This window comes from Cohnella massiliensis, assembly GCF_900169535.1.
GTDB lineage: Bacteria > Bacillota > Bacilli > Paenibacillales > Paenibacillaceae > Cohnella > Cohnella algarum.
This window is the reverse complement of the sequence record NZ_LT821257.1, coordinates 61,865-88,351: the sequence shown is the minus strand read 5'-3', so window position 1 is coordinate 88,351 and position 26,487 is coordinate 61,865. Positions and strand designations below refer to the sequence as shown.

Annotated in this window: 20 protein-coding genes and 1 pseudogene; 19 read left to right on the top strand and 2 right to left on the bottom strand. The window is 55.5% G+C overall.

Annotated features, from left to right (window positions below):
- The first annotated feature begins 2 nt into the window (after positions 1-2).
- The 16 genes from B7E11_RS06895 to B7E11_RS29405 all read left to right on the top strand — a co-directional run bounded on the left by B7E11_RS06895 (position 3) and on the right by B7E11_RS29405 (position 21,280).
- Positions 3-1,388, top strand: coding sequence for an alpha/beta hydrolase-fold protein (locus B7E11_RS06895; protein ID WP_080832884.1), 1,386 nt, complete (start codon positions 3-5; stop codon positions 1,386-1,388).
- Positions 1,389-1,405: 17 nt separating this feature from the next.
- Positions 1,406-2,482, top strand: coding sequence for an alpha/beta hydrolase (locus B7E11_RS06890; protein ID WP_080832883.1), 1,077 nt, complete (start codon positions 1,406-1,408; stop codon positions 2,480-2,482).
- A gap of 904 nt (positions 2,483-3,386) precedes the next feature.
- On the top strand, positions 3,387-4,367 hold the full coding sequence (locus B7E11_RS06880; protein ID WP_080832881.1) for an ABC transporter permease: 981 nt from the start codon (positions 3,387-3,389) through the stop codon (positions 4,365-4,367).
- Positions 4,368-4,397: 30 nt separating this feature from the next.
- Complete coding sequence (locus B7E11_RS06875; protein ID WP_080832880.1) at positions 4,398-5,285, top strand: carbohydrate ABC transporter permease; 888 nt, start codon at positions 4,398-4,400, stop codon at positions 5,283-5,285.
- A 112-nt stretch (positions 5,286-5,397) separates the two neighbouring features.
- Positions 5,398-7,086 (top strand): type 2 periplasmic-binding domain-containing protein, encoded by a 1,689-nt coding sequence (locus B7E11_RS06870; RefSeq protein WP_080832879.1) that lies wholly within the window; start codon positions 5,398-5,400, stop codon positions 7,084-7,086.
- Between the two features lie 148 nt (positions 7,087-7,234).
- Positions 7,235-9,127, top strand: a complete 1,893-nt coding sequence (locus B7E11_RS06865; RefSeq protein ID WP_080832878.1) for a sensor histidine kinase — start codon at positions 7,235-7,237, stop codon at positions 9,125-9,127.
- Positions 9,124-10,665, top strand: a complete 1,542-nt coding sequence (locus B7E11_RS06860) for a response regulator (RefSeq protein WP_080832877.1) — start codon at positions 9,124-9,126, stop codon at positions 10,663-10,665. The genes B7E11_RS06865 and B7E11_RS06860 overlap by 4 nt, the downstream gene beginning before the upstream one ends.
- A gap of 719 nt (positions 10,666-11,384) precedes the next feature.
- On the top strand, positions 11,385-12,341 hold the full coding sequence (locus B7E11_RS06855; RefSeq protein WP_080832876.1) for an IS30 family transposase: 957 nt from the start codon (positions 11,385-11,387) through the stop codon (positions 12,339-12,341).
- A gap of 37 nt (positions 12,342-12,378) precedes the next feature.
- Positions 12,379-13,314, top strand: coding sequence for a hypothetical protein (locus tag B7E11_RS28835; protein ID WP_139787103.1), 936 nt, complete (start codon positions 12,379-12,381; stop codon positions 13,312-13,314).
- Positions 13,315-13,442: 128 nt separating this feature from the next.
- The gene (locus tag B7E11_RS06850) at positions 13,443-14,252 is read left to right on the top strand and encodes a copper amine oxidase N-terminal domain-containing protein (RefSeq protein WP_080832875.1); all 810 of its coding nucleotides are present in this window, start codon (positions 13,443-13,445) and stop codon (positions 14,250-14,252) included.
- Between the two features lie 83 nt (positions 14,253-14,335).
- Complete coding sequence (locus tag B7E11_RS06845) at positions 14,336-15,556, top strand: IS256 family transposase (RefSeq protein WP_080831775.1); 1,221 nt, start codon at positions 14,336-14,338, stop codon at positions 15,554-15,556.
- Positions 15,557-16,432: 876 nt separating this feature from the next.
- Positions 16,433-18,070 carry a transposase gene (locus B7E11_RS06840; RefSeq protein WP_080832874.1) on the top strand — a complete coding sequence of 546 codons (1,638 nt, stop codon included), beginning with the start codon at positions 16,433-16,435 and terminating at the stop codon, positions 18,068-18,070.
- A 119-nt stretch (positions 18,071-18,189) separates the two neighbouring features.
- A complete protein-coding gene (locus B7E11_RS06835; protein WP_080832873.1) occupies positions 18,190-18,384 on the top strand; it encodes a hypothetical protein in 195 nt (64 codons plus the stop codon).
- Between the two features lie 493 nt (positions 18,385-18,877).
- On the top strand, positions 18,878-20,419 hold the full coding sequence (gene guaA, locus B7E11_RS06830; protein WP_080832872.1) for a glutamine-hydrolyzing GMP synthase: 1,542 nt from the start codon (positions 18,878-18,880) through the stop codon (positions 20,417-20,419).
- Between the two features lie 139 nt (positions 20,420-20,558).
- Complete coding sequence (locus tag B7E11_RS06825) at positions 20,559-20,927, top strand: hypothetical protein (protein ID WP_080832871.1); 369 nt, start codon at positions 20,559-20,561, stop codon at positions 20,925-20,927.
- 215 nt (positions 20,928-21,142) lie between these two features.
- Positions 21,143-21,280 (top strand): hypothetical protein, encoded by a 138-nt coding sequence (locus tag B7E11_RS29405; protein WP_176220635.1) that lies wholly within the window; start codon positions 21,143-21,145, stop codon positions 21,278-21,280.
- Here the strand turns inward: B7E11_RS29405 and istB are convergent.
- Together istB and istA are read right to left on the bottom strand one after the other, a co-directional pair.
- A complete protein-coding gene (gene istB, locus B7E11_RS06820) occupies positions 21,272-22,075 on the bottom strand; it encodes an IS21-like element helper ATPase IstB (protein ID WP_080832870.1) in 804 nt (267 codons plus the stop codon). The genes B7E11_RS29405 and istB overlap by 9 nt on opposite strands.
- The gene (gene istA / locus B7E11_RS06815; protein WP_080832869.1) at positions 22,072-23,295 is read right to left on the bottom strand and encodes an IS21 family transposase; all 1,224 of its coding nucleotides are present in this window, start codon (positions 23,293-23,295) and stop codon (positions 22,072-22,074) included. The genes istB and istA overlap by 4 nt, the downstream gene beginning before the upstream one ends.
- Positions 23,296-23,380: 85 nt before the next feature.
- Here istA and B7E11_RS06810 point away from each other — a divergent pair.
- The 3 genes and pseudogenes from B7E11_RS06810 to B7E11_RS06800 form a co-directional block, all read left to right on the top strand.
- Positions 23,381-24,580 (top strand): annotated as a pseudogene (locus tag B7E11_RS06810) (extracellular solute-binding protein); the annotation flags it as partial.
- Between the two features lie 78 nt (positions 24,581-24,658).
- A complete protein-coding gene (locus B7E11_RS06805) occupies positions 24,659-25,531 on the top strand; it encodes a carbohydrate ABC transporter permease (RefSeq protein WP_080832868.1) in 873 nt (290 codons plus the stop codon).
- A 64-nt stretch (positions 25,532-25,595) separates the two neighbouring features.
- Positions 25,596-26,483: a carbohydrate ABC transporter permease gene (locus B7E11_RS06800; protein WP_080832867.1), complete on the top strand. Its 888-nt coding sequence runs from the start codon at positions 25,596-25,598 to the stop codon at positions 26,481-26,483.
- The last annotated feature ends 4 nt before the right edge of the window (positions 26,484-26,487 follow it).

Genomic DNA, 26,487 nt, shown 5'->3' with positions numbered 1-26,487 from the left:
ACATGCAACCGCAAACGAAACCGCAAGCGAAATCGCAAGCGAAAACGCAAGCGCAGTCGCAAATCCGCACGTTCGCGAATTTTCGCTCGGAATTTCTGGACAACGAACGGGAGCTGTTCGTTTATTTGCCTCCGGGCTACGACGCGCCGGGGAGGGAGGGAGAGCGCTATCCGGCGCTGTACATGCACGACGGGCAGCACGCGTTTCGCGCCGACGACCGCGGCGGCTCGTGGGAGGCCCGGGAGACCGCCGACCGGCTGATCGCGGAGGGAAAAATCCGGCCGCTGATCATCGTGGCGGTCGCGAACGTGGCAAGCGCGCGGATCGCCGAATATATGCATCCGGTGCCCGGCCTCGGCGAGGTGTACGGGGCGGCGGGGAGAGGGGACTTGTACGAGCGGTTTCTGATCGAGGAGGTCAAGCCGTTTATCGACCGGGAGTATCGCACGCTTCCCGGGCCCGAAGACACGGGCGTTCTCGGATCGTCGGCCGGCGGCCTCGTATCGTACAATCTGGGCTTTCGGCGCCCCGACGTGTTCGGGCTGGTCGGCGCCTTGTGCCCGTTTTTCGTCAAGCCGGACCCGACACAGGAGACAGAGCAGTGGCTGACCCGGATTTACCGGCACAAGCCGCCGATCCGGCTGTGGATCGACGTCGGCGACGCGGAAGGCTTCACCGTGATGGATAAGCATGTCCGCACTGTCGTCAAGGCGATGCTTGACGCCGGGTTTGCGCCTGGCCGCGATTTGGCGTACCACTTCGTCCCGGGCTCCGGCCACTCGCAGAAGGATTGGGCCGCCCGGCTGCACGCCCCGCTGCTTTTCCTGTTCGGACGGGTCGGGAACGTCGCCGATTCCGCGCTCCTCGGCCCGGACAAAGTCGGGCTGAACGGGGCGGACGCCGTTTTTCATCCAATCGATATGTACGACACCGGCTTTGTCGCGACCAACCTCGCGGCTTCCTTCCGCGTCGCCGACCCTTCCGTGCTGTCGGTTCTGCAGGACGGAACGGTCGTGCCTCATCGCGAAGGGGCGACCGAAGTCGCGTATACGAACGCGGCGGGCCGGACGTCGGTGCGAGCGGTAACCGTCGTGCGGGAGCTGGCGGAGCGGGTGAAGGTGACGCTGCGCGTCGTCGTGCCGCCGGATACGCCCGACGAGGAGACGATTTACGCGGGCATCGAGCTGCCCCGGATCGGTCCGTATGCGTACGGGGGGACGTATATGCTGCCGCGCGATTTTGCGGTCGAATTTCGCATCTCGCGCGGGATGGGACGCGACGAGGCCGACGAATCCGGCCGGCCCGCCCCGTTCCGCTTGCTTCGAGCGCAGGAAAATCTCGTCGCCGAATACCGGGTCGCGGGCTGGATCGACCGGGTTCGGGTCTAACGAAAGGAGAAAACGCAATGGCGCTGCTTCGGATCGAAAAATTTCGTTCGGAACTGCTGGACAACGAAAGGGACATTTACATTTACCTTCCCCCGGGCTATGCAGACGGAAGCGGCCGCGCCTATCCGGCGCTTTACCTGCACGACGGGCAGAACATGTTCCATCCGGCCTACAACGGCCAGTCGTGGAACCTGCACCTGGCGGCCGACCGGCTCATCGCCGAGGGGAAAATCGAAGAGATCGTCATGATCGGCGTCGCCAACATGGAGGGGGAGCGGGCCAACGAGTACACGCACGCGCTCGAAGGCGTCGACTACAAGCGCGACAAGTGGAACATCGAGCCGAAGGGGGAGCTGTACGAGCGGTTTCTGATCGAGGAGCTGAAGCCGTTCGTCGACCGGCTGCTGCGGACGAAGACGGGACCCGAGCACACGGCGCTGCTCGGTTCCTCGCGCGGCGGGCAGGTCACGTACCATATCGGCATGCGCCGGCCCGACGTTTTTGGCCATCTCGGCATTATTTCCCCTTATCTGTATCACGTCGATCCGGCCGACCTGACCGAAACGCGCGTCTACGCCCGGTTCGCGGAAAAGAAGCCGCTCGAGAAAATTTGGATCGACCTCGGCGGCAGGGAAGGCACGCTCATCATGGAAAAGCACGTTCGCGGGCTCGTCCGCGAACTGCTGGACGCCGGATACGAGCCCGATCGCCAGCTGGCGTATTATTTCGATCCGGATGCCGAGCATACGGAACGGGACTGGGAGCGCCGGGCGGAGCTGCCGCTCATCCATTTTTTCGGCCGGCGGGGGGAGCTCGCCAGGCTGACGCTGACGGAAACGAAGGCGACTGTCATGCACGGGGAGGATGCGGTTTGCCGAATCGTCGCTTGCGCCGAGTACGAGGGCGGATTGAAGCTGACGCCGCTCGGCGGCGCGTTCGCGTCCGCGGGGACGGCGCCGGCGCGGATCGACGGAGAGGGAGTCGTCCGCTCGCCGCGCTGCGAGAACGCGAAGGTGGCATTCCGGTTCGGAGCGAGCTCCGCCGAACTCGACTGGGCGCCGCGGCCGAGAACGGAGTCTCCGATTTCGGGCTAGAATCGCTGGGCGCCGCGGCCGCGACCGGGGTCTCCGGTGCCGGGCTAGAATCGCTGGGGCGCCGCGGCCGCGATCGAAAATCATTGGTACCTGGCTAGATCGCTGGAGGCGTTATCGGGCAGCCTTCTGGCCGATCCCGGCGTAATGGCGCGAAGGCTCGGAGTACGGATATGCCGAAGCGGCGGTCTAAAATAGGCCGCCGCTTTTTTTGGGATGAACCGGCGACATTTCCCCGTCCGCTCCGGAAGTTGGCTCGGCCCCTGCGGATCCGGTTGAGTCGTGGTGACTCATCTCAACCCACCGTACGCGAGCAGCCGCGCTCATTTGAGTAAAAATGACCCATCTCGCCGCCTCCGCATGAACGCGAACGATCCGGTTGAGTCGTGGTGACTCATCTCAACCCTCCGTAAGCGAGCAGCCGCACTCATTTGAGTAAAAATGACCCATCTCGCCCCCTCCGCATGAAACGCGAACGATCCAGTTGAGTCGTGGTGACTCATCTTAACCCACCGTACGCGAGCAGCCGCACACATTTGAGTAAAAATGACCCATCTCGCCGCCGCCGCATGAACGCGAACGATCCGGTTGAGTCGTGGTAACTCATCTGAGCCCTCCGTACGCGAGCAGCCGCACGCATTTGAGTAAAAATGACCCATCTCGCCCCCTCCGCATGAACGCGAACGATCCAGTTGAGTCGCAGCGACTCATTTCCCCCAAACGCATGCCCATCTTTCATTTGCCTTTTCGAACCCCATCCTCCCCGACCCGAAATCCGGATACCCGATCTTGAAATTGCGTCCTATTTTTCCAAAAGCCGAGCACCTACAATGAAAGCGTAAACAAGTTAGCGCGGGGACGAGGCTGCCGACTCGCCATAACGAAAGATGCGGAGGTGCGGCTTAACGTGAAAACGGGGACGGGAGCGGCAACAGGAAGAACGGCGGGGCCCGGTCCGGCCGCTTTTCGCCGGGAAAGGCGGCTCAAATGGCTGAAAAAGCTGTACGGCCAGCGATACTTGCAGGCCATGGCGCTGCTCGGCGTCGCCTGGATGATCGTGTTCAACTACATTCCGATGTACGGCATCATCATCGCGTTCAAGGAATTCGACATCATTTTTCCGATTTCGCAGGCGCCGTGGGTCGGACTTGACCATTTCAAGGAGTTTTTCGAGGACGACAATCTGGTCAACGTCATTCGCAACACGCTAGGGATCAGCCTGATCAAGCTCGTCGTCGGCTTCCCGCTGCCGATTATTTTCGCCCTGCTGCTCAACGAAGTGCGTTCGGTGCTGTTCAAAAAATCCATTCAGACGGTCTCCTACCTGCCGCACTTTCTTTCCTGGGTCATTCTGGGCGGCATTCTGGCCACCTGGCTGTCGGACGTAGGCATCGTCAACAAAGTGCTGCTGGCTTTGAACCTGATCGACGAGCCGATTACGTACCTGGCGGAACCGCAATATTTCTGGTCCATCGTCGTCGCCTCGGACATCTGGAAGGAGCTCGGCTGGTCCGCCATCATCTACCTGGCCGCGATCAGCAGCGTGTCGCCGGACCTGTACGAGGCGGCTACGATCGACGGGGCGGGACGTTTTCAGAAAATATGGAGCATTACGCTGCCCGCGATCAAGGGCACGATCGCCATTTTGTTCATTCTGGCGGTGAGCGGCCTGCTGAACTCGAATTTCGACCAGATTCTCGTGCTGCGCAATTCGCTCAACGACAGCGCGAGCAGCGTAATCGACATCTACGTGTACCAGACGGGCATCGTGGACGGGCGCTATTCCTATTCGACGGCGGTCGGCCTGCTGAAATCGGTCATCGCGCTCGGGCTCCTGCTCGGAGCGAACTACGTTACGAAAAAGCTCAACAACACTTCCCTGTTTTAACCGAATTTTTTCCCGAAAGGAGGCGAAGCGATGTTTTCCCTGAAGCGCCAAACGCGGGGCGAGGCCGTTTTCGGGCTAGTCAACGGCTTGCTGATGCTCATCATTTGCTTCGTGACGCTGTACCCGATCTGGTACGTGCTGGTGAACGCGTTCAACGACGGCACCGACGCGATGCGGGGAGGCATCTACTGGTGGCCCCGCAAGTTCAGCCTCGACAGCTTCGTCACCGTCTTCCGCAGCGACGGCATTATGACCGCGATGGGCATCACCGTCGCGAAAACGGTCGTCGGCACCGTCGTCCACGTCCTGTTCACGGCGATGGTCGCCTACGCGGTGTCCCGCGGCGAGCTGATCGGCCGCAAGCTGTACATGCTGATCGGCACGATCACGATGTTTTTCGGCGGCGGCCTCATTCCGACTTATCTGCTCATTCGCGATCTCGGGATGCTGGACCAGTTTCTCGTTTATATCATCCCGGCGATGTTCAGCTTTTTCGATTTGATCATCTTTCTCAGCTTTTTCCGGGAAATTCCCGCGGGGCTCGAGGAGGCGGCGAAAATCGACGGCGCGAACGACTTCTCGATTTTTCTGCGCGTCGTCATCCCCGTGTCGATGCCGGTCGTGGCGACGATCGCCCTTTTTCACGGCGTTTACCAGTGGAACGACTATTTTACCGGCATGATTTACATCAACAATACCGACCTGCAGCCGATACAGACGTACCTGTACCGGGTGGTGGCGCAGTCGAGCTCCAACCAGATGCTCGCCTCGATGCCGAGCGGCGTCACCGTGGGCGTCACGAGCCAGTCGCTCAAGCTGGCCACGATGGTCGTGACGACCGCCCCGATCGTCTTCGTCTACCCGTTCCTGCAAAAATATTTCGTCAAAGGCTTCATGATCGGCTCGATCAAGGGGTAGCATCCGCGCGCGGCTCCGCCAAAACGCAAGCGGCGCCGCTGAGCTGAATTATCCGTCCGCGCCGCGGCGCGAACTGGTAATATAAAAATATCGAAGCAAAGGGGCCATCAAAATGGGTGCAAAACGCAAATGGCTGTCCGCCGTTCTCTCGGCGGCGCTCGTCTTCACGCTTGCGGCCTGCTCGGGCGGCAATAACGCCGCAAACGGCGGCCAAGGGGCGGAGGGCTCGGCAAGCGCAAGTCCGACCGCAAGCCCGCAGCCGTCCTCCGAAGGGCAACAGCCTGCCGAAGGCGAACCCGCCTGGAAGAAAAACACGTCGCCGATCACGTTCGACTGGTACATCAATTTTTCGTGGTTCAGCAAAAAATGGGGCGGCGACGCCACGGCGGAATATATCACGAAAAAAACCGGCGTCAGCCTCAACTTCATCGTCCCGGCCGGCAACGAGAACGAGAAGCTGAACACGATGCTCGCGTCCGGCTCGCTGCCCGATTTCATCACGCTCGACTGGAACAACGAAAACGTCAAGAAGATGATCAACGGCAAGCTGGTGCTCCCGCTGAACGAGCTCGCGGAGCAGTACGACCCGTACTTTTTCAAGGTGACCGACCCGGCAAAGATCGGCTGGTATACGCAGCCCGACGGGAACGTGTACGGGTATCCGAACGCTTCGTCCTCTCCCGCGGACTATGAAAAATACGGGGAAAACTTCACCTCGAACCAGACGTTCGTCGTGCGCAAGGACATGTACGAGGCGCTCGGCAAGCCCGACATGAGCACGCCGGAGGGCTTCCTGAACGCGCTGCAGGCGGCGAAGGAGATGTTCCCGGACGTGGACGGCCAGCCGCTCATTCCGATCGGCCTGCACGAGTTCAACGATACGGGCAACTACTCGCTGGAGGGCTACCTGCAGAACTTCCTGGCCATCCCGCAGCAGAAGGACGGAAAGCTTTACGACCGCAGGCAGGATCCGGAATACCTGAAATGGCTGAAAACGTTCCGCAAGGCGAACGAAATGGGGCTGCTGGCAAAGGACATCTTCATCGACAAGCGCCCGCAAATGGAAGAGAAAATCGCGCAGGGCCGCTATTTCGCGATGCTGTACCAGCGGACCGACTTCGCCACGCAAAACATCGCGCGCTACCAGAACGATCCGAATTCGGCGTACATCGCGATCGACGGGCCGGCGAACGCCGCGAAGGATTTGCCGACCTTGTCCGGTCCCGGCATTTCCGGCTGGACGGTGACGCTGATTTCGAAGGACGTCAAGGACAAGGAGCGGGCTATCGCCTTCCTAAGTTATCTGATCAGCGAGGAAGGCAACAAGGACTTGTACCTGGGCGAAAAAGGCGTCACGTACGATACGATCGACGGCAAAGACCAGTTCAAGCCCGAGGCGCTCGAGCTGATGAATACGGACCGGGCGGCGTTCGACCAGCAGTACGGAGCTTCCTACACGTACTGGATGCTCATGGACACGAACATGAACCTGCAATGGGCTCCGCCCAGCGTCGATCCCGGCAAGCAGATGGAGGACTGGACGAAAGGCAAGGCGATCAGCATGTCCGAATTCGACAACCTCGACCCGCCGCCGACGTCCAAAGAAGGCGTATCCAACAGCAAAAACGGCCGCCTCTGGGGAAAAACGCTGCCGAAGCTGCTGCTCGCCGAAACGGACGAACAATTCGACAGCATCTTCAACGAGTACTTGCAGGACCGGGAAGACCAGGAGGCCATCGAAGCCTACCGGCAAAAAGCGTACGAGGAAAACCTCAAGAAGCTGGAAGAGATCAAAGGCTGACGGAGGGCGGCGGCTGCCGGGCGAAGGTCCGGCAAAGCCCCCGGCCCCCGGCCGAATCTTTCGGCCGATCCGAATTCGCGAGCCTGGCCTCCGCCGCATCCGGCGGGAGGCCGGGCTTCATCCGTGAACAGCGGGAAGGGATGACGACGTGGCCAAATCGCAAAGAAAACGAAGCTCGGCGATCCGATCCTTCACGGGCAGCTTGCCTCTTCAGGTCAAGCTGATTTTGTCGTTCGTGCTGATCATTTTCATTCCGATTTTGATCTACTCGTGGTTCTTGTTCCGCGGCGTTTCCGACAATGCGATCCGGGATCTCGTCAAAAAAACCGAAAACATTCTCGATATCGAAAAAATCAACATTCAAAACAACGTCGAATTGATGGAATGGACCGGCCAGCTTGCCCTTTCGAACCAGGATATGAAGGATTACCTGCAAATCCGGGAGGAGACGGACATCGCCTGGCTGCTCGATTTCAAAACGAAAACGTTCGCCGGCTATCAGCATTTTCTGTTCAACAATCCGCGGATCGCGAGCATCCGCCTGTTTACCGACAACCCGCACGTCAGCGAGTTTTGGCCGGTCGTGCTGAAGGAATCGCGCATTCGCGACCGCAGCTGGTACGGCACGGTTTTGCGGCAAAGGGGAATCGTTTGGTGGGAAATCCAGCGCGGCGGGGAAATTTTGTCCGCCGCGGCGCCGGACGCGTCCGCGGCGACGCCGTACGTGTCGCTGCTTCGGGAGTTTATGTACCCCGACGACTCGACCCATAACGGCATTTTGGAAGTCAGCATGGAGGTCCGGCATTTTTTTACGAAAACGTTCAGCAGCGTTCAGGAGCCGGGTTCCCAGCTGCTGGTCGTCGCGCGCGGCGGCGAGGTGTATACCGACGAAAAGGCGGCGGTGTTCCGGAACGCGCCGGCCCGCGAGCTCGTCAAGCGGCTTGCGCTGACCGACCGGGAAGGCAACGCCAGCGAAACGTTCGATTACGAGGGGCATCCCTACCTGGCGGTTCATTCCTACATTCCCCGGCTGGACGTTCATCTCGTCAACGTCGTCACCCTGGCCGACACCCTGGCGGACATCCGGCAGACGCGCAGCAACATGACGATCATCATTCTCGTGCTCGTCGGCGTGCTGTGCATCGTTTCCTATTTTATGCATTCGCTCATTCTCAAGCGTCTCCGCGTGCTCCGGGACTCGATGAAAAAAGTGCGCGGCGGCAATTTCAGCCCGGACGTGCCGGTGTACGGAACCGACGAGGTGGGAGAGCTCGGGCATCACTACCGCCAAATGCTCAAAAAAATCAACGAGCTGATTGCGGAGCAGGTTAACCGCCAGGCGGCGACCAAGGAAGCGGAGCTGCGTTCGCTCAAAAACCAGATCGATTCCCACTTTTTGTACAACACGCTGGAAAATTTGAAAATGCTGGCGGAGGTCGAAGGGCAGTACACGATTTCCGATGCGCTCACCTCGCTTGGGGGGATGATGCGCTACAGCCTGCAGTGGACGCGCGACCGCGTTCGCTTGCGGGACGAAATCCAGCACATTCAGCATTACATGGCGATTATGAACGTCCGCTACGACGGGAAGCTCGAGCTTCGCCTCGACGTCCCGCCGGAGCTTAACGATCAGGAGGTGCTCAAAATGTCGCTGCAGCCGATCGTCGAAAATGCCGTCAAGCACGGAATGAGCCAGGGGGGCCTGCAGGGGAAGAAGCTGTCGGTATCGCTTTCCGCCGCCGTCCGGGAAGGCGAATGCGTCGTCGAAATCGCGGACAACGGCTGCGGCATCCCGGAGGACCGGCTTCGCAGGCTGAACAGCATGCTGCGCATGGAGGAGTCCGACTACCGGGAGCTGCGCGGCCGGCTGGAGCGGGAAGGCCGGGACGGCGGCGGCATCGGCCTGCGCAACGTCGATCATCGGCTCGTCATGAGCTACGGCATCGAGTACGGCATCCGCATCGAGAGCGTCGAGGGCAGCTTTACCCGCGTCGTCATGACGCTGCCGCATTTCATGGTGTCGGGAGGCGAGGGAAGATGAAACGGAAATTGCTCATCGCCGACGACGAGCGGAACATTCGGGTCGGACTTCGGGCGATGATCGAACGGAAGTTCCCCGGCCGCTACGAGTTCGCGTTCGCGGAAAACGGAGACGAGGCGCTGGCCCTGCTGGCGGGGGACCGGTTCGAGCTGCTGCTGACCGATATCCGGATGCCCGTCATGGACGGGATCGAGCTGCTGGAGCAGATGCAGGCGCTGGAGGCAAAGCCCGAGGTCGTCATTCTGAGCGGGTACGACGACTTTCCGTACGCGAAGGCGGCGATCCGCTACCAGGCGAAGGAGTATTTGCTGAAGCCGATCGTGCGCGAGGAGCTGTTCGCGGTCCTGGAACGGCTGGAGGACGAGCTGCGGCGCAAGGGAGAGAAGCGCGCGGACGACACGCTGCGGCGGACGAGGGAGGTTTCGGATCAGCTCGCCTACGTCCTGCTGCAGGAAAGCGCGGACGAGCGGGAAATCCGGGAGCGGCTGACGCGGGCGGGCCTCGGCTGGCTGGACGGGGAATACGCGATCGCGCTGGTCAAGGCGGCGGGCGGCGAGACCGACCGGCAGGCGATGCTCGAAGGGCTGGACCGGCTGCTGGAAGGGGAAGCGGAATGGGGGCGCTGCCAGGACCGGGAAGGGCTGACGGCGGTCGTCGCCAGGGATTCGGCCATTCTGGCGAAGCTGCCGGAAGCGCTGGCCGCGTTTTCGCCGAATCGTCCCCGGGTCGGGCTGAGCTCGCGGGTTTCGGGGATGGGCCGGCTCCGGCTGGCCTACAGCCAGGCGCGCCAGGCGCTCAAATATTACGTGCTTCACGCCGAAGGCGGAGTCGTCGCCTACGATCGCGTCCGCGCGCTCGCTTCGGGCTGCCCCGTGCCGGAGGACGCCATCCGGAAAATATCCAATTTGATGGGGACCGGCCGGCTTCCGGAAATGAAGCGGCTGCTGCAGCAGGCGCTCGATATCCGGGCGATCTCCCGCTGCGAAATCGGGCTTCTGGAGACGATCGGGCGAAAGCTGAACGAAGAGGTGTTCGACCGGGTCTACCGCAGCTACGGCGAGGAATCGATCGAAATTTTGAAGCTGTACAAAAACGCGGGGCATTTCGATCATTTCGACTCTTTTCACGATTATTACCGGCACGTCGAGCAGCTGACGGAGCGGCTCGACGAATACGTCAGCCGCGTTCGGGCCGCGCACGCCGAGCGGAAGGATATGCAGAAGGCGGTCGAGTACATCCACGAGCATTACCGGCAGGACGTGAACATGGCCGTCGTGTCCAACTACGTTTCGCTGAATTACACCTATTTCAGCCAGGCGTTCAAGGAGCATACCGGCGAAAGCTTCTCCTCCTATTTGCGCAAGGTCAGGCTGGCCAAGGCGAAGGAGCTGCTGGAGGGGACGGATCTCAAAGTATACGAAATCAGCTCGCAGGCGGGGTTCGAGAGCGTCAAGCATTTTACCCGGCTGTTCAAGGAAGCGGAGGGCGTGTCGCCGCTCGAATACCGGAGCGCCCGGCGTATTGAAAAGCGGGAATGATTGGGGGGCGGGGCGTCCGCGCTCGCCACGGAGACGTCGGTCAACCGGATGCCCCTTTATTTTAAGTAGAATTGCTTATTCGTCGCGTCGGGGCAATCAAAACTTTGTGTGGAATTTAGATAGAAAATCTCCCGCAAAGGGGAGATCAACTCTCACAGCAGATTGGGCTAATCAGATTCGGGAGGATAACGGAATTGAGTAACATCTGACCCAGTTTTAGATAATGCAGACTGTTCATGAGAAATCCCGGGTGTTCTTGCCTTGGTTGACCTGATGGAGCTGGCGAGGGCTTTGGATTCATGTTATGTAGACCATCACCACTTCAGTAAACTCGTATCCATTTTTGGTTCCATGGATTATTTATGGATTTTCTTGTATATTCCTATTGAAATACAACTTCACTTGAAATACACTAAAAAAGGATTAAAATTCCAAATAAGGGGAGTGGATTGATAAATAGAATTGAATGGGCTTTAAGTTGATTATTTATAATTTGGAGGTCGAATAATGAAAAAACTATTTATTACGTCAGTTGTAACAGCACTATTAACGGTTTCCCTAACCTCTGTTCAGGCTGAAACTCCCAATGCGACAGTTGATCCTCAGTTTGAATTACATGACAGATTGTAAAATGAAGTGCGACAGGTAAAGTAAAGGCCCATGGACGATTCGTGTAAAATGGAGTCACCACAACAACCATTACACGGGAGAATCAATCCATGGGTTACACACATCTTAGCATAACCGAACGCAGCCAGCTAGAAGTCCTCCGCCGTCTGGGATGGTCCAATCGGGCAATCGGCAAGGAGTTGGGGCGGCACCACTCCGCCATAGCGCGCGAGATACAGCGCGGAAGCGTGGAGGGCGAATATCGGGCGGAGACCGCCCAGACCGCCTATGAAGAGCGTCGGAGTACCAGTAAGCCAAAAGGTCGATTCACCACTGAGCTAGCCGATGAGCTGGAGGAGAAGCTACAGCAGACCTGGTCGCCGGAACAGATTGCAGAGAACCGCCGAACAAGCGGAAAGCCGTTTGTTTGCTTCAAGACCATTTATCGCTGGCTGTACGATGGACGTCTGAATGGAGGCGAAGTGAGCGTCCTGCGCCACAAGGGAAAGCGGCGCAAGCCGGTAGAAACGCGCGGTCGCTTTCTTGTCGGCAAGACGATCGCACAGCGACCAAAGGCCATTCGGAAACGCGAATCGTTCGGCCATTGGGAACTCGATACGGTTGTCTCCAGCCGAGGGAAAAGCCGTGCTTGCGCCGCTACGTTTATTGAGCGTAAGACACGGATGTACGTCGCGGTGAAGATGCCCGATCGCACAGCTCATTCGATGGAGGTTGCTTTCGGAGTGGCAGCCGGACAATTCGCGCAAGGCGCGTTTAAGACGGCCACTGTCGACCGTGGAAAGGAATTCGCCTGCTATGCAGCGCTTGAATTCTTCCATGGCATCGATGTGTACTTCGCCGATCCCTACTCGTCGTGGCAGCGTGGATCCAACGAGAACGCGAATGGGCTCCTACGTGAATTTATCCCGAAGGGTCACGATTTTGCTGAGGTGACCGATGAAGAGCTGGCTTATGCTCTCCACCTCATCAACCACCGCCCCCGGAAATGTCTCGACTGGAAGTCGGCTTACGAATCGTTCATGGAAGAACTGTCGCACTTAGCTTGACAATCCGTCACATAAAAAAACTGTCATTCTTGAAGAATTGAAGGCAAATGGTATTAATTACGATAGCAGTGTTTCTCTGCAAACAATCGAAAAAGATCTTGCTACAAAAAAAAGTAGTTTTTCTAGTGATTTACAGATAAAAATAGAACAACTTCAAGATGCTGATTATGTCTATCTAAGTGATTCTGGCGATGTTTATAGTTCAAAACGAGGTTATTTAGGCAAAGCTGATAAAATTGAAGAAAATAACATCTCAGATACTTCTTCTTCACTCCAAAACTCAACAATAACACCGTTGAGTCAGTCGAATCCAACAGTATCCGAAATTTTTGGTGGTACTACGGGAGCGTTCGAACGCCGGCAACTTGGCTCAAGTGGTTTTAATGGAATTATTAGCAATGTTACTTTGCCTACAATTTCCAATGTAACTGTTAATGAACAACCATGGGTTTATTATGGATTTGAGAATTCTGTTGGTGCACTTGAAGGTGGTTATGCTTACCAAACAGGATCTGGAATCTGGTTGCCATATATCAAAAACGTTGCTTCTGGATATTTATATGCGGACAGTGCTTATGCCAAAAGCAGTGGAACCACAGTAAATAATTTTAAATTTTACATTCAGTTGGCTTCTGGACAAACTTACTATACAGCTTATTTGGTCGAAGTTGGTGCAACGAATACGGTAGTTAGATTTGCATCTACTCCGTGGACTTCAATCTCGGACTTATCTGTAAAAAGGGTTACTAGCATTGGTCAAAACAACTTTAATGGTAGTGATATCTTAACTAAATCTATGAATCAAAAATGGGATTCTGTTCAAGTGTCAAAATACAATTCTGGAGGAATTTACACTAGTTGGTCAGCATTTATAGAATATAGTGAATGGAAAAATAATATGTGGTATGGAACAATTGACTGCACATCAAGTTATGTTCACAGGTCAAACGGGTACGTTTCTCTTTATCTATAGACAACAATTCAAACACTCCATGAATGTTCCTCGTGGAGTGTTTGAATTGTTTATTTTTACTTTTGCTGCAACCTTTTGGGTCATAGTTCGTCTAAAAAGTGTAAAAAACAATTTTGAGGTGATAGATAATGAAACGTTACTTTATCGTATTACTTTCTGCATTGCTCTTTTTAACCTTTATCCAAGTTGGAAATGCAGCAACAGTATCATTACCAGATAAATCCAAAGTATTCCTGAAGGCTGGGAAATTTTATATTCTATACACTAAGCCTGCTCCGCCGTTTGTTGATGAAAATAATCGATTATTAGTACCGCTACGAGCTTTCGAAGATTTATTCGGAGGTGACGTTTCGTATTCTGCAACTACGAAAACCGCTCAACTGAGCTGGTTAGGCCACGAATTTGCGTTTGTTATCGGTTCGAAAAGTGCACAGATGGACGGACAAGAGGTTGTAATGGATACTACGCCTGCTCTTAAAAACGGGGCCATGTTCCTACCCATAAGAATTTTTTTAGACCAAGCAAATTTAGAGAGTCATTGGGATGACAAGGAAAATGTTCTAATTTTAGATGATGATAAAATTCTTACAGGGGAACCTTTTAAAAATTTTGACGGGAATGATCTCTCCAGTGAGAATGAAGATGGAGCATTTAGAATTAATGACTATACGATTAAAAGTAACGGTAATGGTACATTTAAACTTACAATAAATGCAACAAACATAACGGGTGAAACGATCCCTGAGGGGAAAGCTGACATTCATCCACTCGTTTCTTTTGGGGCGAGTTATGGGGGGTTTGCTACCGACTCTTATAGTCGTCCCGTTTATCCCGCTATTAAAGAAATAGCTGAGAATGGTACTGTGTCTGTATCGCAAAACTTTCCTCTAAAAGAAGTTGATTATATAATCACTGTAGCTAGATTATTTACAGAATAGAAAAGGGCGAAGAGTCTGTAAAATACTTTGTGTAAACTCTCAAACCTACTAAAATGAAATCATGGAGAGGTTGGGGAGCACACATGGGATTATGGACGAAAGAGCAGCTGCGGAGTTTCATCAAGGAGAATAATCTGGTCACCGCACAGGATGCGCAGAATGCGCTAAAGGACCTGTTTGCCGAAACGCTGCAAGAAATGCTAGAGGCCGAAATGGATACGCACCTGGGCTATAGCAAGCATGACGTGCAGAACAAGCAGACGAAGAACAGTCGCAACGGTAAGAGCAAGAAAATCGTCACTAGCGAGTACGGCGACCAGGAGATTGCCGTGCCACGGGATCGCCTGGGCGAGTTCGAGCCGCTCGTGGTGAAGAAGCATCAGTCCAACGTGACGGGGATCGAGGATCAGATCGTCGCCCTGTACGCCAAAGGCGTCAGCACGCGGGAGATCCAGGACCATCTGCAGAATCTCTATGGTTTGGAGGTCTCGCCAACCTTTATTTCCAATGTCACGAATAAGATCATTCCGCTCATCAAAGAGTGGCAGAATCGGCCGTTGCAGGGCGTATACGCGGTCGTCTTCCTGGACGCCATCCACTTCAAGGTGAAGCAAGACGGGGCGATCGTGAACAAAGCTGCCTACATGGTCATTGGGATCGACATGGACGGCAACAAGGACGTGCTGGGCATGTGGATCGGCGAGAACGAGTCCGCGAAGTTCTGGCTGAGCGTCTTGAACGATCTTAAGAATCGCGGCGTTCAGGACATCCTTATCACCTGTGTCGACAACCTCACGGGCTTCTCCCAGGCGATCTCTGCCTGTTATCCGAAGACGGAGATTCAGAAGTGCATCATCCACCAGATCCGCAACTCCACGCGCTACGTCTCCTACAAGGATCTGAAGAAGGTGACGGCCGATCTGAAGCCCATCTACAAGGCTGCTACGGAGGAAATGGCTCTGCTGGAACTCGACCGCTTTGAGGAGACGTGGGGCGCCAAGTATCCCCTTATTGTCCGCTCATGGCGCAGCAATTGGGACGAACTCGCCACCTTCTTCAAGTATCCGCCTGAGCTTCGTAAGCTCATCTACACGACGAACATGATTGAGAGCTATCATCGCCAATTGCGAAAAGTCACCAAAGGGAAAAGCATCTTCCCAAGCGACGAGGCGCTACTGAAAATGCTGTACTTAGTCACGATGGACGTCACCCGCAAATGGACCGGTCGTGTTCAAAACTGGGGACAGATGCTCCTGCAGCTCTCCGTCTTCTTTCCGGACCGGATCGGCCAGCACTTACCTTGAGGAGGCTAATCTCCCCTTCGGAGAGATGCCTATAAAAGAGTTTACACAAAATTATTGACAGACCCAAGGGCGAACACTAAACAACAGTATTATAGAGATAGTCTACTAATGTTTCAGGCTTTTAGCGGCTACAATATTGTGTCGCCGCGGCGAAGCACTCAGAGTCTAATACAGAACATACTGAGACCTAACTGAGATCATCAGTCATGATATCGGTGAGATTCTGAACTTACCCGAACTGGCTATCAAACGCGTCGGGTATCCAGTTTCATTTCGACCGAGGGCTACCCTCTCGTGATCTGGGCGCTGTAAGAAAAGCTTTAGTCAGAAAACGCTGTTTTACTTGGAAGTGTCGGAAGCAAGAGCTTTAGAACGTGAATCGAGCAAGGTCAGCGTGCGTGCGATTAATTTAAATGCAGAACGGATACCGAGTCCGAGAGGATGCGGATGGACGAAAATATACCATTGTTACAGATTCTATGTTAGGCAGAGGTCCGCACAAGCAAACCGTGCGAGCCTCTTTTAGCATCCGAAAAACCATTAGAACTGCCATATGCCCGAGTTAAGCGAGGTAGTTGAGACGCTTGAAATGTTGTCAGAGCGACAGATGGTAACAAGTGAGGAATGACTTGAAGGAGTCGGATAGAAGCTAAAGTAAAAAGGAATAAGGAAAACCAAACGTAAGATTATCAGGAGCCTGGTTTATCTAAGTGTTAGAAACTTTGGTTTTAGATGGACCTATATAGGGCTTGCTGAACGCTTGAAAAACCGACAAAAACCGCATAACCACAAGGATTTTGAGGCCGATTTGTCGAAATCATATGCAAAGGAAATGTTCGAAAGCAGCCCAAAACCCTTGCAGATGGAGTGACGAAAATGTTCAAGCCGACCGCGCACCTCGAAAATCAATTGCTCCTGCCCGGCGATTTCTTTCTGCCCTTCGGCGGAAAGCTGGACGAAGAGAATCGCTGGGTCCGGTTGGCGCGATTGGTGCCGTGGGCGGCGGCGGAGCAGAAATACGGTCAGTTCTTCAAAAGCACCTTTCGCGGCCAACAAACGATCAGTCTGCGAACGGGGCTCGGCGCGCTCCTCATTCAGGAGCGCATGCAACTGACCGACAGAGAGACGGTGGAGTCGATCAGCGAAAATCCCTACATGCAATACTTCATCGGTCTGTCCGGCTTCACAATGAAGCCGCCGTTTCATCCTTCGATGATGACGCATTTCCGTAAGCGTCTGACAGACGTGCTGGCCGAGCTGAACGAGATCGTCGCCATCGAAGGCGCGAATGAAACGAAAGACGATGACAACGATGGTCCCGGCATAAGCGGCGGCGGGAAACGCAAGCGGAAGGCGCCTCATCAAACGACGGACACGGCCAAGATCGAGCAACAAGTGCTGTTCGGAGACACGCCGATGGAATCGACCGCGCAACGGTCTGCTACGGCGCAGACCGTTGAAAGGGCAGCGCCACTTGAAGCGACCGAACGGGATGTTTATGAGGCGGAGGCTTCCGCCGCCGTGTCGGAAGCGCCGGAGCAACCGAATCAAGGAACGATGCTGGCGGACGCCACCTGCGCGCCAGCGGATGTAGCGTATCCGACCGATCTGAATCTGTTGAACGAAGCGCGGGAGAAACTCGAAGCGATCATCGATACGCTGCATGAACGGGTGATCGGACAAACGGCGAAACCGCGTACCTACCGGGAGAAAGCGCGAAAGCAGTTTCTGGCGGTATCCAAGCAGCGCCGGCCGGGACCGAAGGTGATCCGCCGCGCGATCCGCCGGCAACTGGGATTTGTGGGACGGAACCTTGCCATCATCGCCGAGCAAGTGAAGACGCAGCCGCTTACGCGTTTGAGCCGCAAAGCGTATCGCGATGTACTGGTGATTCAGGAACTGTACCGTCAGCAGCTTCACATGTACCAGAGGCGATCGCACCAGATCGACGGCCGGATCGTGAGCATCCATCAGCCGCATGTAAGGCCGATCGTGCGCGGGAAAGCGAAGGCGCGGGTAGAGTTCGGTGCGAAGCTCGCCGTCAGCATGACGAAGGGCTACGCATTCCTGGATCGGGCGTCCTGGGACAACTTCAACGAGAGTACCACGCTCATCGAGACGATCGAGAACTACCGCCGACGCCTCGGCTATTATCCGGCCGTCGTGCAGGCGGATCAAATCTATCGCACACGCGAGAACCGGAACTTCTGCAAGCAGCATGGCATTCGGCTCAGCGGTCCGGCTTTAGGACGGCCGCGGAAGGACGGTTCGACGAACGAGCAACGGAACCAGGACAAACGGGATGCCGGCGAACGCAACGCCATCGAAGGTAAATTTGGAGAAGGCAAGCGCAAATATGGGCTTGGCCGTATTCGCGCGCGTCTCGCGCAGACGAGCCTGTCCGCCATCACGCTGCAACTGCTGGTGATGAACCTGGAACGCAGGCTGCGCGTTCTTTTTGGCTTCCTATTTGCCATCCTGCTCCGCCGACGCCTCAGCCTGAATTTCGGGTAAAGTATCGTTCAGCAAACCCTATATATTCGGCAATAGATAATTGGAATAATTTTCTGCACAGTGAGAGCAGAGTCGTATATCGTAAAGTCATTACTCTATGAGCCCGCGAGGTACGACAAGTGAAACTACCAAAACTCCTCCAAGAGGATCAGAACAATCTTGAAATTCAGGCGATTAAAGCGGCCATCAATGCAAACGAAGACTTGAGAATGCACGAAAGATATCAAACGATCTTGCTTGATCTGCATGGCGTGTCCAAGAAAGATATCAGCAAGATCATTGGGCGTGCTGCGAGAATATCGAGTTTTGCGTAATACTCAGCATCTTCAAAAGAAAACCCGTCTCGAAGAAGTTCATTTAATATATCGTCTTATGTGCGATTTTCATGTCCCAAATCATTTTCATAATCAATTGTTATATCTTCTAATTCATTTGTTGGGGGACTCGCGTTGACAGTTGAAAATGCGGAAAGCAACAATACAAAAATAAGAAAGATAGTGCAAGTTCTAAAATTTATAAAAGGAAATAGGTGATTGGGTTTAATTTTAATAAATTGAAGCTATACATAGTATTGGGATTTTTGGCATGCAATATGGATGGTTTTGATTTAAGCAATTAGGTGACTGTATTCACCGTTGTCTTAAGGGCCGCCTTGACGCTCTCTTGCGGGCAAAGCTATAATTACTTCAATCGAAAACATGTATCCCGCGAATCGTCGAATCGCCCGAATCACCGGGGCTTGGCTTTCCGAGCGAAGCGTTCCGGTCGGGCGATTTAGATTTGCCTTCAGGAGGCCCGGTTAACCCAGTGGACAAAAAAGCGCACGAACTGATCGTCGTCATCGACTTCGGCGGTCAATACAACCAGCTTATCGCCCGCCGTATCCGCGATCTCGGCGTTTACAGCGAATTGCTTCCTTACAACGCTCCCGCAGCGAAAATCCGCGAGCTGAATCCGAAGGGCATCGTCTTCTCCGGCGGACCGGCAAGCGTTTATGCCGAAGGAGCGCCGACGGTCGACCCCGGCGTCTACGACCTCGGCGTGCCGATTCTCGGCATCTGCTACGGCATGCAGCTCATTACGCACCAGCAGGGCGGCAAGGTCGAACCGGCGAGCAAGCGCGAATACGGCAAATCGGACGTCGATTTCCAGACGGATTGCGAGCTCATTTACGACCTGGACAGCCGCCAGACCGTCTGGATGAGCCACGGCGACCACGTGACCGAGCTGCCGCAAGGCTTCACCGTCGACGCGAGCACGCCGCACGCGCCGGTCGCGGCCATGAGCGACCGTGCTCGCGGACTCTATGCGGTGCAATTCCATCCCGAAGTTCGCCATTCGGTCAAAGGGAACGAGATGATTCGCAACTTCCTGTACCGGGTTTGCAAATGCAAAGGCGACTGGAGCATGGAATCGTTCATCGAGGACATGATCAAGGACATCCGCCAAGAGGTCGGCGATCAGAAGGTACTGTGCGCGCTGTCGGGGGGCGTCGATTCGTCCGTCGTGGCCGCGCTTATTCACCGGGCGATCGGCGATCAGCTCACGTGCATGTTCATCGACCACGGCCTGCTGCGCAAGGGCGAGGCGGAGAGCGTCATGGACACGTTCGTCGGCAAGTTCGACATGAACGTCGTCAAGATCGACGCGAGCGAGCGCTTCCTCGGCAAGCTGCGCGGCGTGGACGATCCGGAGCAAAAACGGAAAATCATCGGCAACGAGTTTATCCGCGTGTTCGAAGAGGAATCCGCGAAGTTCGACGACTTCGCGTTTCTGGCGCAGGGCACGCTGTACACCGACATCGTCGAGAGCGGCACCGCGACGGCGCAAACGATCAAGTCGCACCACAACGTCGGCGGTTTGCCGGAAGACATGAAGTTCAAGCTGGTCGAGCCGCTCAAGGCGCTGTTCAAGGACGAAGTGCGTAAGGTCGGCGAAGAGCTCGGCTTGCCGGACGCCATCGTTTGGCGCCAGCCGTTCCCGGGACCGGGGCTGGCCATCCGTGTGCTCGGCGAAGTCACCGAGGACAAGCTGGAGATCGTGCGCGAGTCCGACGCAATTTTGCGCGACGAAATCGCCAAAGCGGGCCTCGACCGGGAAATTTGGCAGTACTTTACGGCGCTGCCGAACATGAAGAGCGTCGGCGTCATGGGCGACGGCCGGACGTATTCGTACACGGTCGGCATCCGCGCCGTCACGTCGATCGACGGCATGACGGCCGACTGGGCGCGCATCCCGTGGGACGTGCTGGAGAAAATTTCAGTGCGCATCGTCAACGAGGTGCAAAACGTGAACCGGATCGTCTACGACATTACGTCGAAGCCGCCGGCGACGATCGAGTGGGAGTAGGCTGCATGCGATAACGGTCAAATCGGAGACTGCGGGACTCCGATTTGACCGTTTTTTGCATACCGGAAGTGTAAGTTCTCCGCTTTACGAAAGAGTTTTGGGGAAAAATTAGGGGAGGAGGAGGTCTCGCAAGGAGCCTATGTTGGAATTTGTCCAATCAAGGGAGCGGAAAACGGGGAAAACGTTGCCTAGAGTGGATTTTATCCAACGAGAAACTTGGGATTTGGGCGAAAACGCGGAAAAGGCCTCGCCAGATTGGACAAAATCCAACAAAGATGACGTGTTTGGTGAAAAAAGCGGTTTTGATTGGACAAAATCCAACCAAGCTTTGCCGACCCAGTGTCATCCCGCTCAACCTTGCTCAACCCTGGCCAATCCTGCGTACCCCTCGTGTTTTTCTCAGGACCGATTATTTCGGGAATTCGGATGCGAATCGGATGAAGAAACCGGGAAAGCGCTTATGATTTCATTCGCGAAATTGGTTGTGTTGATCCTTTCCTTTCACTAAAAGAAATAGACCGTCCAGGAGTCTGCCATATCCCCGCATGCTGCCGTCATGCTACCCTCCCTTGTGTTACCGCAAAGCATGCATCCTGCGGCTCGTCGGCCATTCTCGCGAGCATCCGATATTTTTCTACCCTTCTTCTTATCATCTTCCCCTTATCGCGAGCCGCCGACAACTATAGAATGAACCTGTAAATCAAAAGGGGAGGTTATTTGCAAATGTTCAAGCTGGGGAAAATCGGCCTTGTCGCCGCGCTTTGCGTTACGCTGCTGGCGGCCTGCGGCGGCGGATCGAACGAAAGCGGCGGCGCGTCCGGAGACGGACAGGAAAAAGTGTCAACGCCGGAATTAATTTGACCCACTAGCGCCGGGATATTTTTGACCCACCTGCGCGCTTGGTGCCGAATAGATTCCGGTTTTTAGTTTTTCCTTAAGCCTGTAGCTGTTCCCACGGATATTCACAACATGGGAATGGTGGAGGAGGCGATCGAGCACGGCCGTCGCCAGAACTGTGTCCCCCATGAGCTCACCCCATTCGCCAAAGCTTTTGTTACTGGTAAGAATCATGCTGCTTTTTTCGTAACGAGCACAGACCAATTGGAAGAACAGGTTCGCAGCCAGCGGATCGAGGGGGAGGTAGCCCACCTCATCGACAATGAGGATCCGAGGGCGAAGATAAACCCTCATTCGCTTGTCCAGTCGGTTTTCCTCGTACGCCTTCCGTAAATCGCCAACCAACTGGGCCAGCGATACAAAATACACCGGTAAACCTTGTCCTATCGCCTCCATCGCAATTGCAACGGCCAAATGGGTTTTCCCGACGCCAGGAGGGCCGAGAAAGAGTACGTTCTCTTGCCTCCCGACGAACGTTAGCGCGGCGAGTTCCCGAATCAGTCGCTCATCAAGCCCAGGTTGAAACGAGAAATCGAATTCGGTTAGCGTTCGTCGGTACGGCAGATGCGAAAGCTTCATCCGTACTTCGACGTTTCGGCGCTGGCGCTCCAGAATTTCAGCTTCTAGCAGTTCATTCAGGAATGAAAGGTATGTGCTTTGGTTTCGGCTAGCGGCCTCCAGCTTTGCGTCGAGAGCCTCGGCAGCTTGGTCTAAGCCGAGTTCCTCCAGACGGAGGCGAGCTTGTTCGAGTTCAATCATGCGCCCACCTCCATGAGGCGATCGTAGACATCAAGTGGTCGCACCTCTACGTCCTGCTCGGGCACTTGTATTCCTTGAGGCCTTGGGTAGGCATAGCCTTGAGTAGTGCTCAGGTTAGTGTACTGGTTCTCGCACATCACAAGCGTTCGTGATCGGTACCTCTTCTCATGCCGTGCGATGAGCTGCTTCTCGAAATAAATTTCAACATGGCCGTTCACTTCCCGCACTTTCACTTCACGACAGTTGTATCTCCAAGGAACACCGTAACGTACGCCGTCGTAGCTCACGAATCCGTCCCGGCTGACCTTCCGAGGCTCGAATCGGTACTTCGCCCAGCGCTCCGGAGTTGGTAACGGCCCCAACGCTTCATGGGCCAGACGGTCGATCGGTCTTTCGCCGGTTGTGCCGTGAATACGGCGATTCTGTTCGTCACACCATTGCCGAAGCTGGCGGTTCAGATCTCCGAGATCCGTGAATTGTCTTCCCGGCATGAAGTTCTGCTCGATGAACTGAACGCTACGTTCAACCTTGCCCTTGGTTTGCGGACGTCGCACGCGGCACACCTTAGGGACCATACCTATGGTTGCAGCGAAGTCCTCGAACAACGGATGCCAGCGCGGCTTACGATCATCGCCCATACCGAGTATGACGGTTTTCATCTGGTCGGTAAGCATCGTTTTCGGAACGCCTCCAAAATACTCAAGGGCGTTCATCATACAGCGTAGGAAGCTGTGAATGTCGCAGCGCTTCGAAAACTCCATGTATGTCAGGCGGGAATATCCCAAAACCATAGCGAAGACAGGGATCTTCCGGACATCGCCGTTTAGATCAACGTACTCGCAAATCTTCCAGTCCACCTGCGCTTGCTGTCCGGGCTTCGTTTCGTAGCGTTGTACTGCCGGCGCCTGTTTTGGAGGACGATTCGGTTTCACATAGTCCTTGATGATCGTGATCCCGCCGCTGTAGCCTTGATCTTTTAACAGGCGTAAAAGCACCTCACAATTGAATATGCCTCTGGCCAAGTACTGATCCAACAGGGACTTGAATGGATCGAGTTTTGATGCTCTTTTCTTGCGGGAATTGGGTTCAGGGATACCATCGGCTCTTAGATATTTACGAATCGTATTTCTCGAATGACCCGTCTCCCGCATGATCTCACGGATACTCTTGCCGCTAGCTTGAAGTTCATGTAATCTAATCACTGTCCCACTCCTTAGCATATTGCCTCCTCTTGAAATATCTTGGCCGATACTACAGAGGAGATATATTCTACAGGGGTGGGTCAATTATATCCCGGCGGTGACAAAAGTGACGCTGACGCTGTGGAACAACTGGTCCGGCCAGGACGCCAAAGCGGTGGCGATGAGAAAAATATTGGACGACTTCAAGGCGGCGCATCCCGAGGTGGACCTGCAGGTCGAGGCGCTGGCGACGGACGGCTTGAAAACGCGCCTGCGCACGGCGGCGGCCGCGGACGAAATGCCCGATTTGTTCGTCATGTGGCCGGGCGCCATGACAAGGGAATTCGTCAACGGCGATTTGCTCCAGCCGATCGACGAGTTTCTGGACAGCAAGCCAAACAACTTCATTCCGAACGCGCTGGACGACTTTACGGTGGACGGCAAAGTATACTCCGTTCCGATGAATCTGGCGCCGAGCTCGCTCGTTTATTACAACCAGGCGATCTTCGACCAATACGGGGTCAAGGTGCCGACGACCTGGGACGAGCTGCTGGCGGCTATCGATACGTTCAACCAAAACGGCGTCATCCCGATCGCGCTCGGCAACAAGGCGAACTGGGTGGCCCAATCGACGACCTTCAGCACGATCGCCGACCGCGTGACGGGTACCGACTGGTTTCTGAAAGCGGTCGCACAGGACGGGGCGCAATTTACCGATCCGGAGTTTATCGATGCGCTCAAGAAGATGCAGGAGCTCGGGACCGCAAAAGCGTACCAGGACGGCTTCAACAGCATCGACGAAAACCAGATGATCCAGCTCTACACGCAGGAAAAAGCCGCCATGTTCATCAACGGGGGCTGGGCGGTCGCCAGCCTGGTGAACACCGCGTCGGAGGAAGTGCTGAACAACACGAACATTACGATTCTCCCGCCGGTCGAAGGCGGAAAAGGCGAGCCGCAGACGACGGCCGGCGTCGTCGGCACGGGACTCGGCGTCAGCAAGAAGGTCGACGGCGCCAAGAAAGAAGCCGCGATGGAACTGCTGTATGCGCTCGCCGGGCCCGACGGGCAAAAGGCCACGCTCGACAGCAGCACGCTCGTCAGCTACAACATCGAGCTCGACGAATCGAAGGCCAACCCGCTGTTCGTCAAGCTGAGCAACCTGATGAAAGACGTGAAGATCGTTCCGGTCTACGATTCCAAACTGAGCTCGGCCGCGGTGGAAGCCGTCAACAACGGGCTCCAGGAGCTGCTCATGGGCGGCAACCCGGAGGACATCGCCAAGAAGATTCAAAGCGCCCAAGCCGGCGCGGTCGGTTCCTGATCCGGAATCGGCACATCAAATTCGCCATCCGTTCGGCCCTCCTCCGGGAGGGCCGACGAATTCAGGGAGGTGGTGCGGGTGAATACGCTGCGGGTACGCCGGTTTATCGCGCTGGCGCTGTTGCCCTCTCTTGTCCTTTACGCCTTGTTCGTGTTCGTGCCGGTCGTCTGGTCGGCGTACTACAGCTTTTTCAACTGGTCGGGCATCGGCGAGGCCAAATTCCACGGCGCGAAAAATTACGTCGAGCTGGTCAACGATCCGGTGTTCTGGCATTCGCTCAAAAACAACGTCATCTTCGTCCTGGCGTCGGTCCTCGGACAAGTGCCGATCGCGCTCGTCCTGGCGATCGTCCTGCACAAGAGCAACGGCTTGCAGCGATTTCTCCGCTCGGCCGTGTTCATGCCGATGGTGCTGTCGTCCGTCGTTATCGGGATGATCTGGCAGTACATCTACCATCCGCAAATCGGCATTCTGAACTTTCTGCTCGACGCCGTCGGCCTCGGGTCCTGGAAGCTGCAGTGGCTGTCCGACCCGAACATCGCGATTTACGCGCTGCTGCCGCCGCTGATCTGGAATTTCGTCGGCTTGTACCTGATCATCTTTATTTCGGCGCTGCAAAACATTCCCGGCGAAATCCACGACGCGGCGAAAATCGACGGCGTTTCCGGCGCGAGAAAGCTTTTTTCCGTCACGCTGCCGATGATTTGGGGGACGATCCAGGTCGCGCTCATTCTGTGCATTTCCGGCAGCCTGAAATCGTTCGATCTGGTGTATGTGATGACGAAGGGCGGTCCCGCCCACGCGACCGAGCTGCTCGCGACCTACATGTACAATTCGACGTTTTCCACGTACCGGTACGGCTACGGCAGCGCGATTTCGACGGCCATCGTCATCATCAGCCTGCTGTTTATCGGGACGAGCCAATGGCTCACGCGGAAAAAAGCCGATTAGGAGCCTGTCCGATCCGAAAGCCGTTCGGTCGGGCGGACTCCAACAAGGAGAGGAGGTACCCAAGATGAGCAATGCGCAGCTTGCCCGGACGGTTTCCCGAAGCGTCGAGTCGACGAGCGGGCGAACGCTCCGGAAAAAATGGGGCGCGGGCTTGTTCTGGATTTTTTTGCTGCTTTACGGCATTCTTACTATATATCCGCTGTTTTGGCTGATCATCAGCGCCTTTAAATCCAATGCGGAATTTTTCAGCCGCCCGTTCGGCCTTCCCGAAACGTGGCTGTGGGAAAATTTCACGCGGGCGTGGGAAACGTCGAAAATGGGCACCGCATTCATGAATTCCGTCATCGTCTCGGCCGTGTCTCTCGCGTTGACGCTGCTGCTTGCGGGTCTGACATCCTACGTGCTCGCCCGCTTCAACTTCCGGCTGAAAGGCTGGACGATGGCTTTCTTCGTCGTCGGCATGCTGATTCCGATTCACAGCACGCTCGTCCCGCTGTTTATTCTGATGAAGCAAATGTCGATTCTGAACACGTATTGGGCGCTGATTTTTCCTTATGCCGCGTTCGCGCTGCCGACGGCCATCTTTGTCTTGACGGCCTATCTGGCGACGATTCCGAAGGAAATCGAAGAAGCCGCCTATATCGACGGAACGGGGCTGTGGGGCGTGTTTTTCCGGATCATGCTTCCGATTTCGCTGCCGGCTTTGTCCACGGTCACGATTTTGACTTTTTTGCATTCGTGGAACGATTTTTCGTTCGCCTTGGTGTTTATCAGCAACGCGGCCTTGAAGACGCTGCCGCTCAGCATCACGACGTTCGCCGACGGGTTTCAGACCGATTACGGCTTGACCCTGGCGGCGATGACGCTGTCCGTGCTGCCGACGATTCTCGTCTTTCTCCTGTTCCAGGAACAGGTGATGAAAGGCATGACGGCGGGAGCGGTCAAAGGCTGACGAA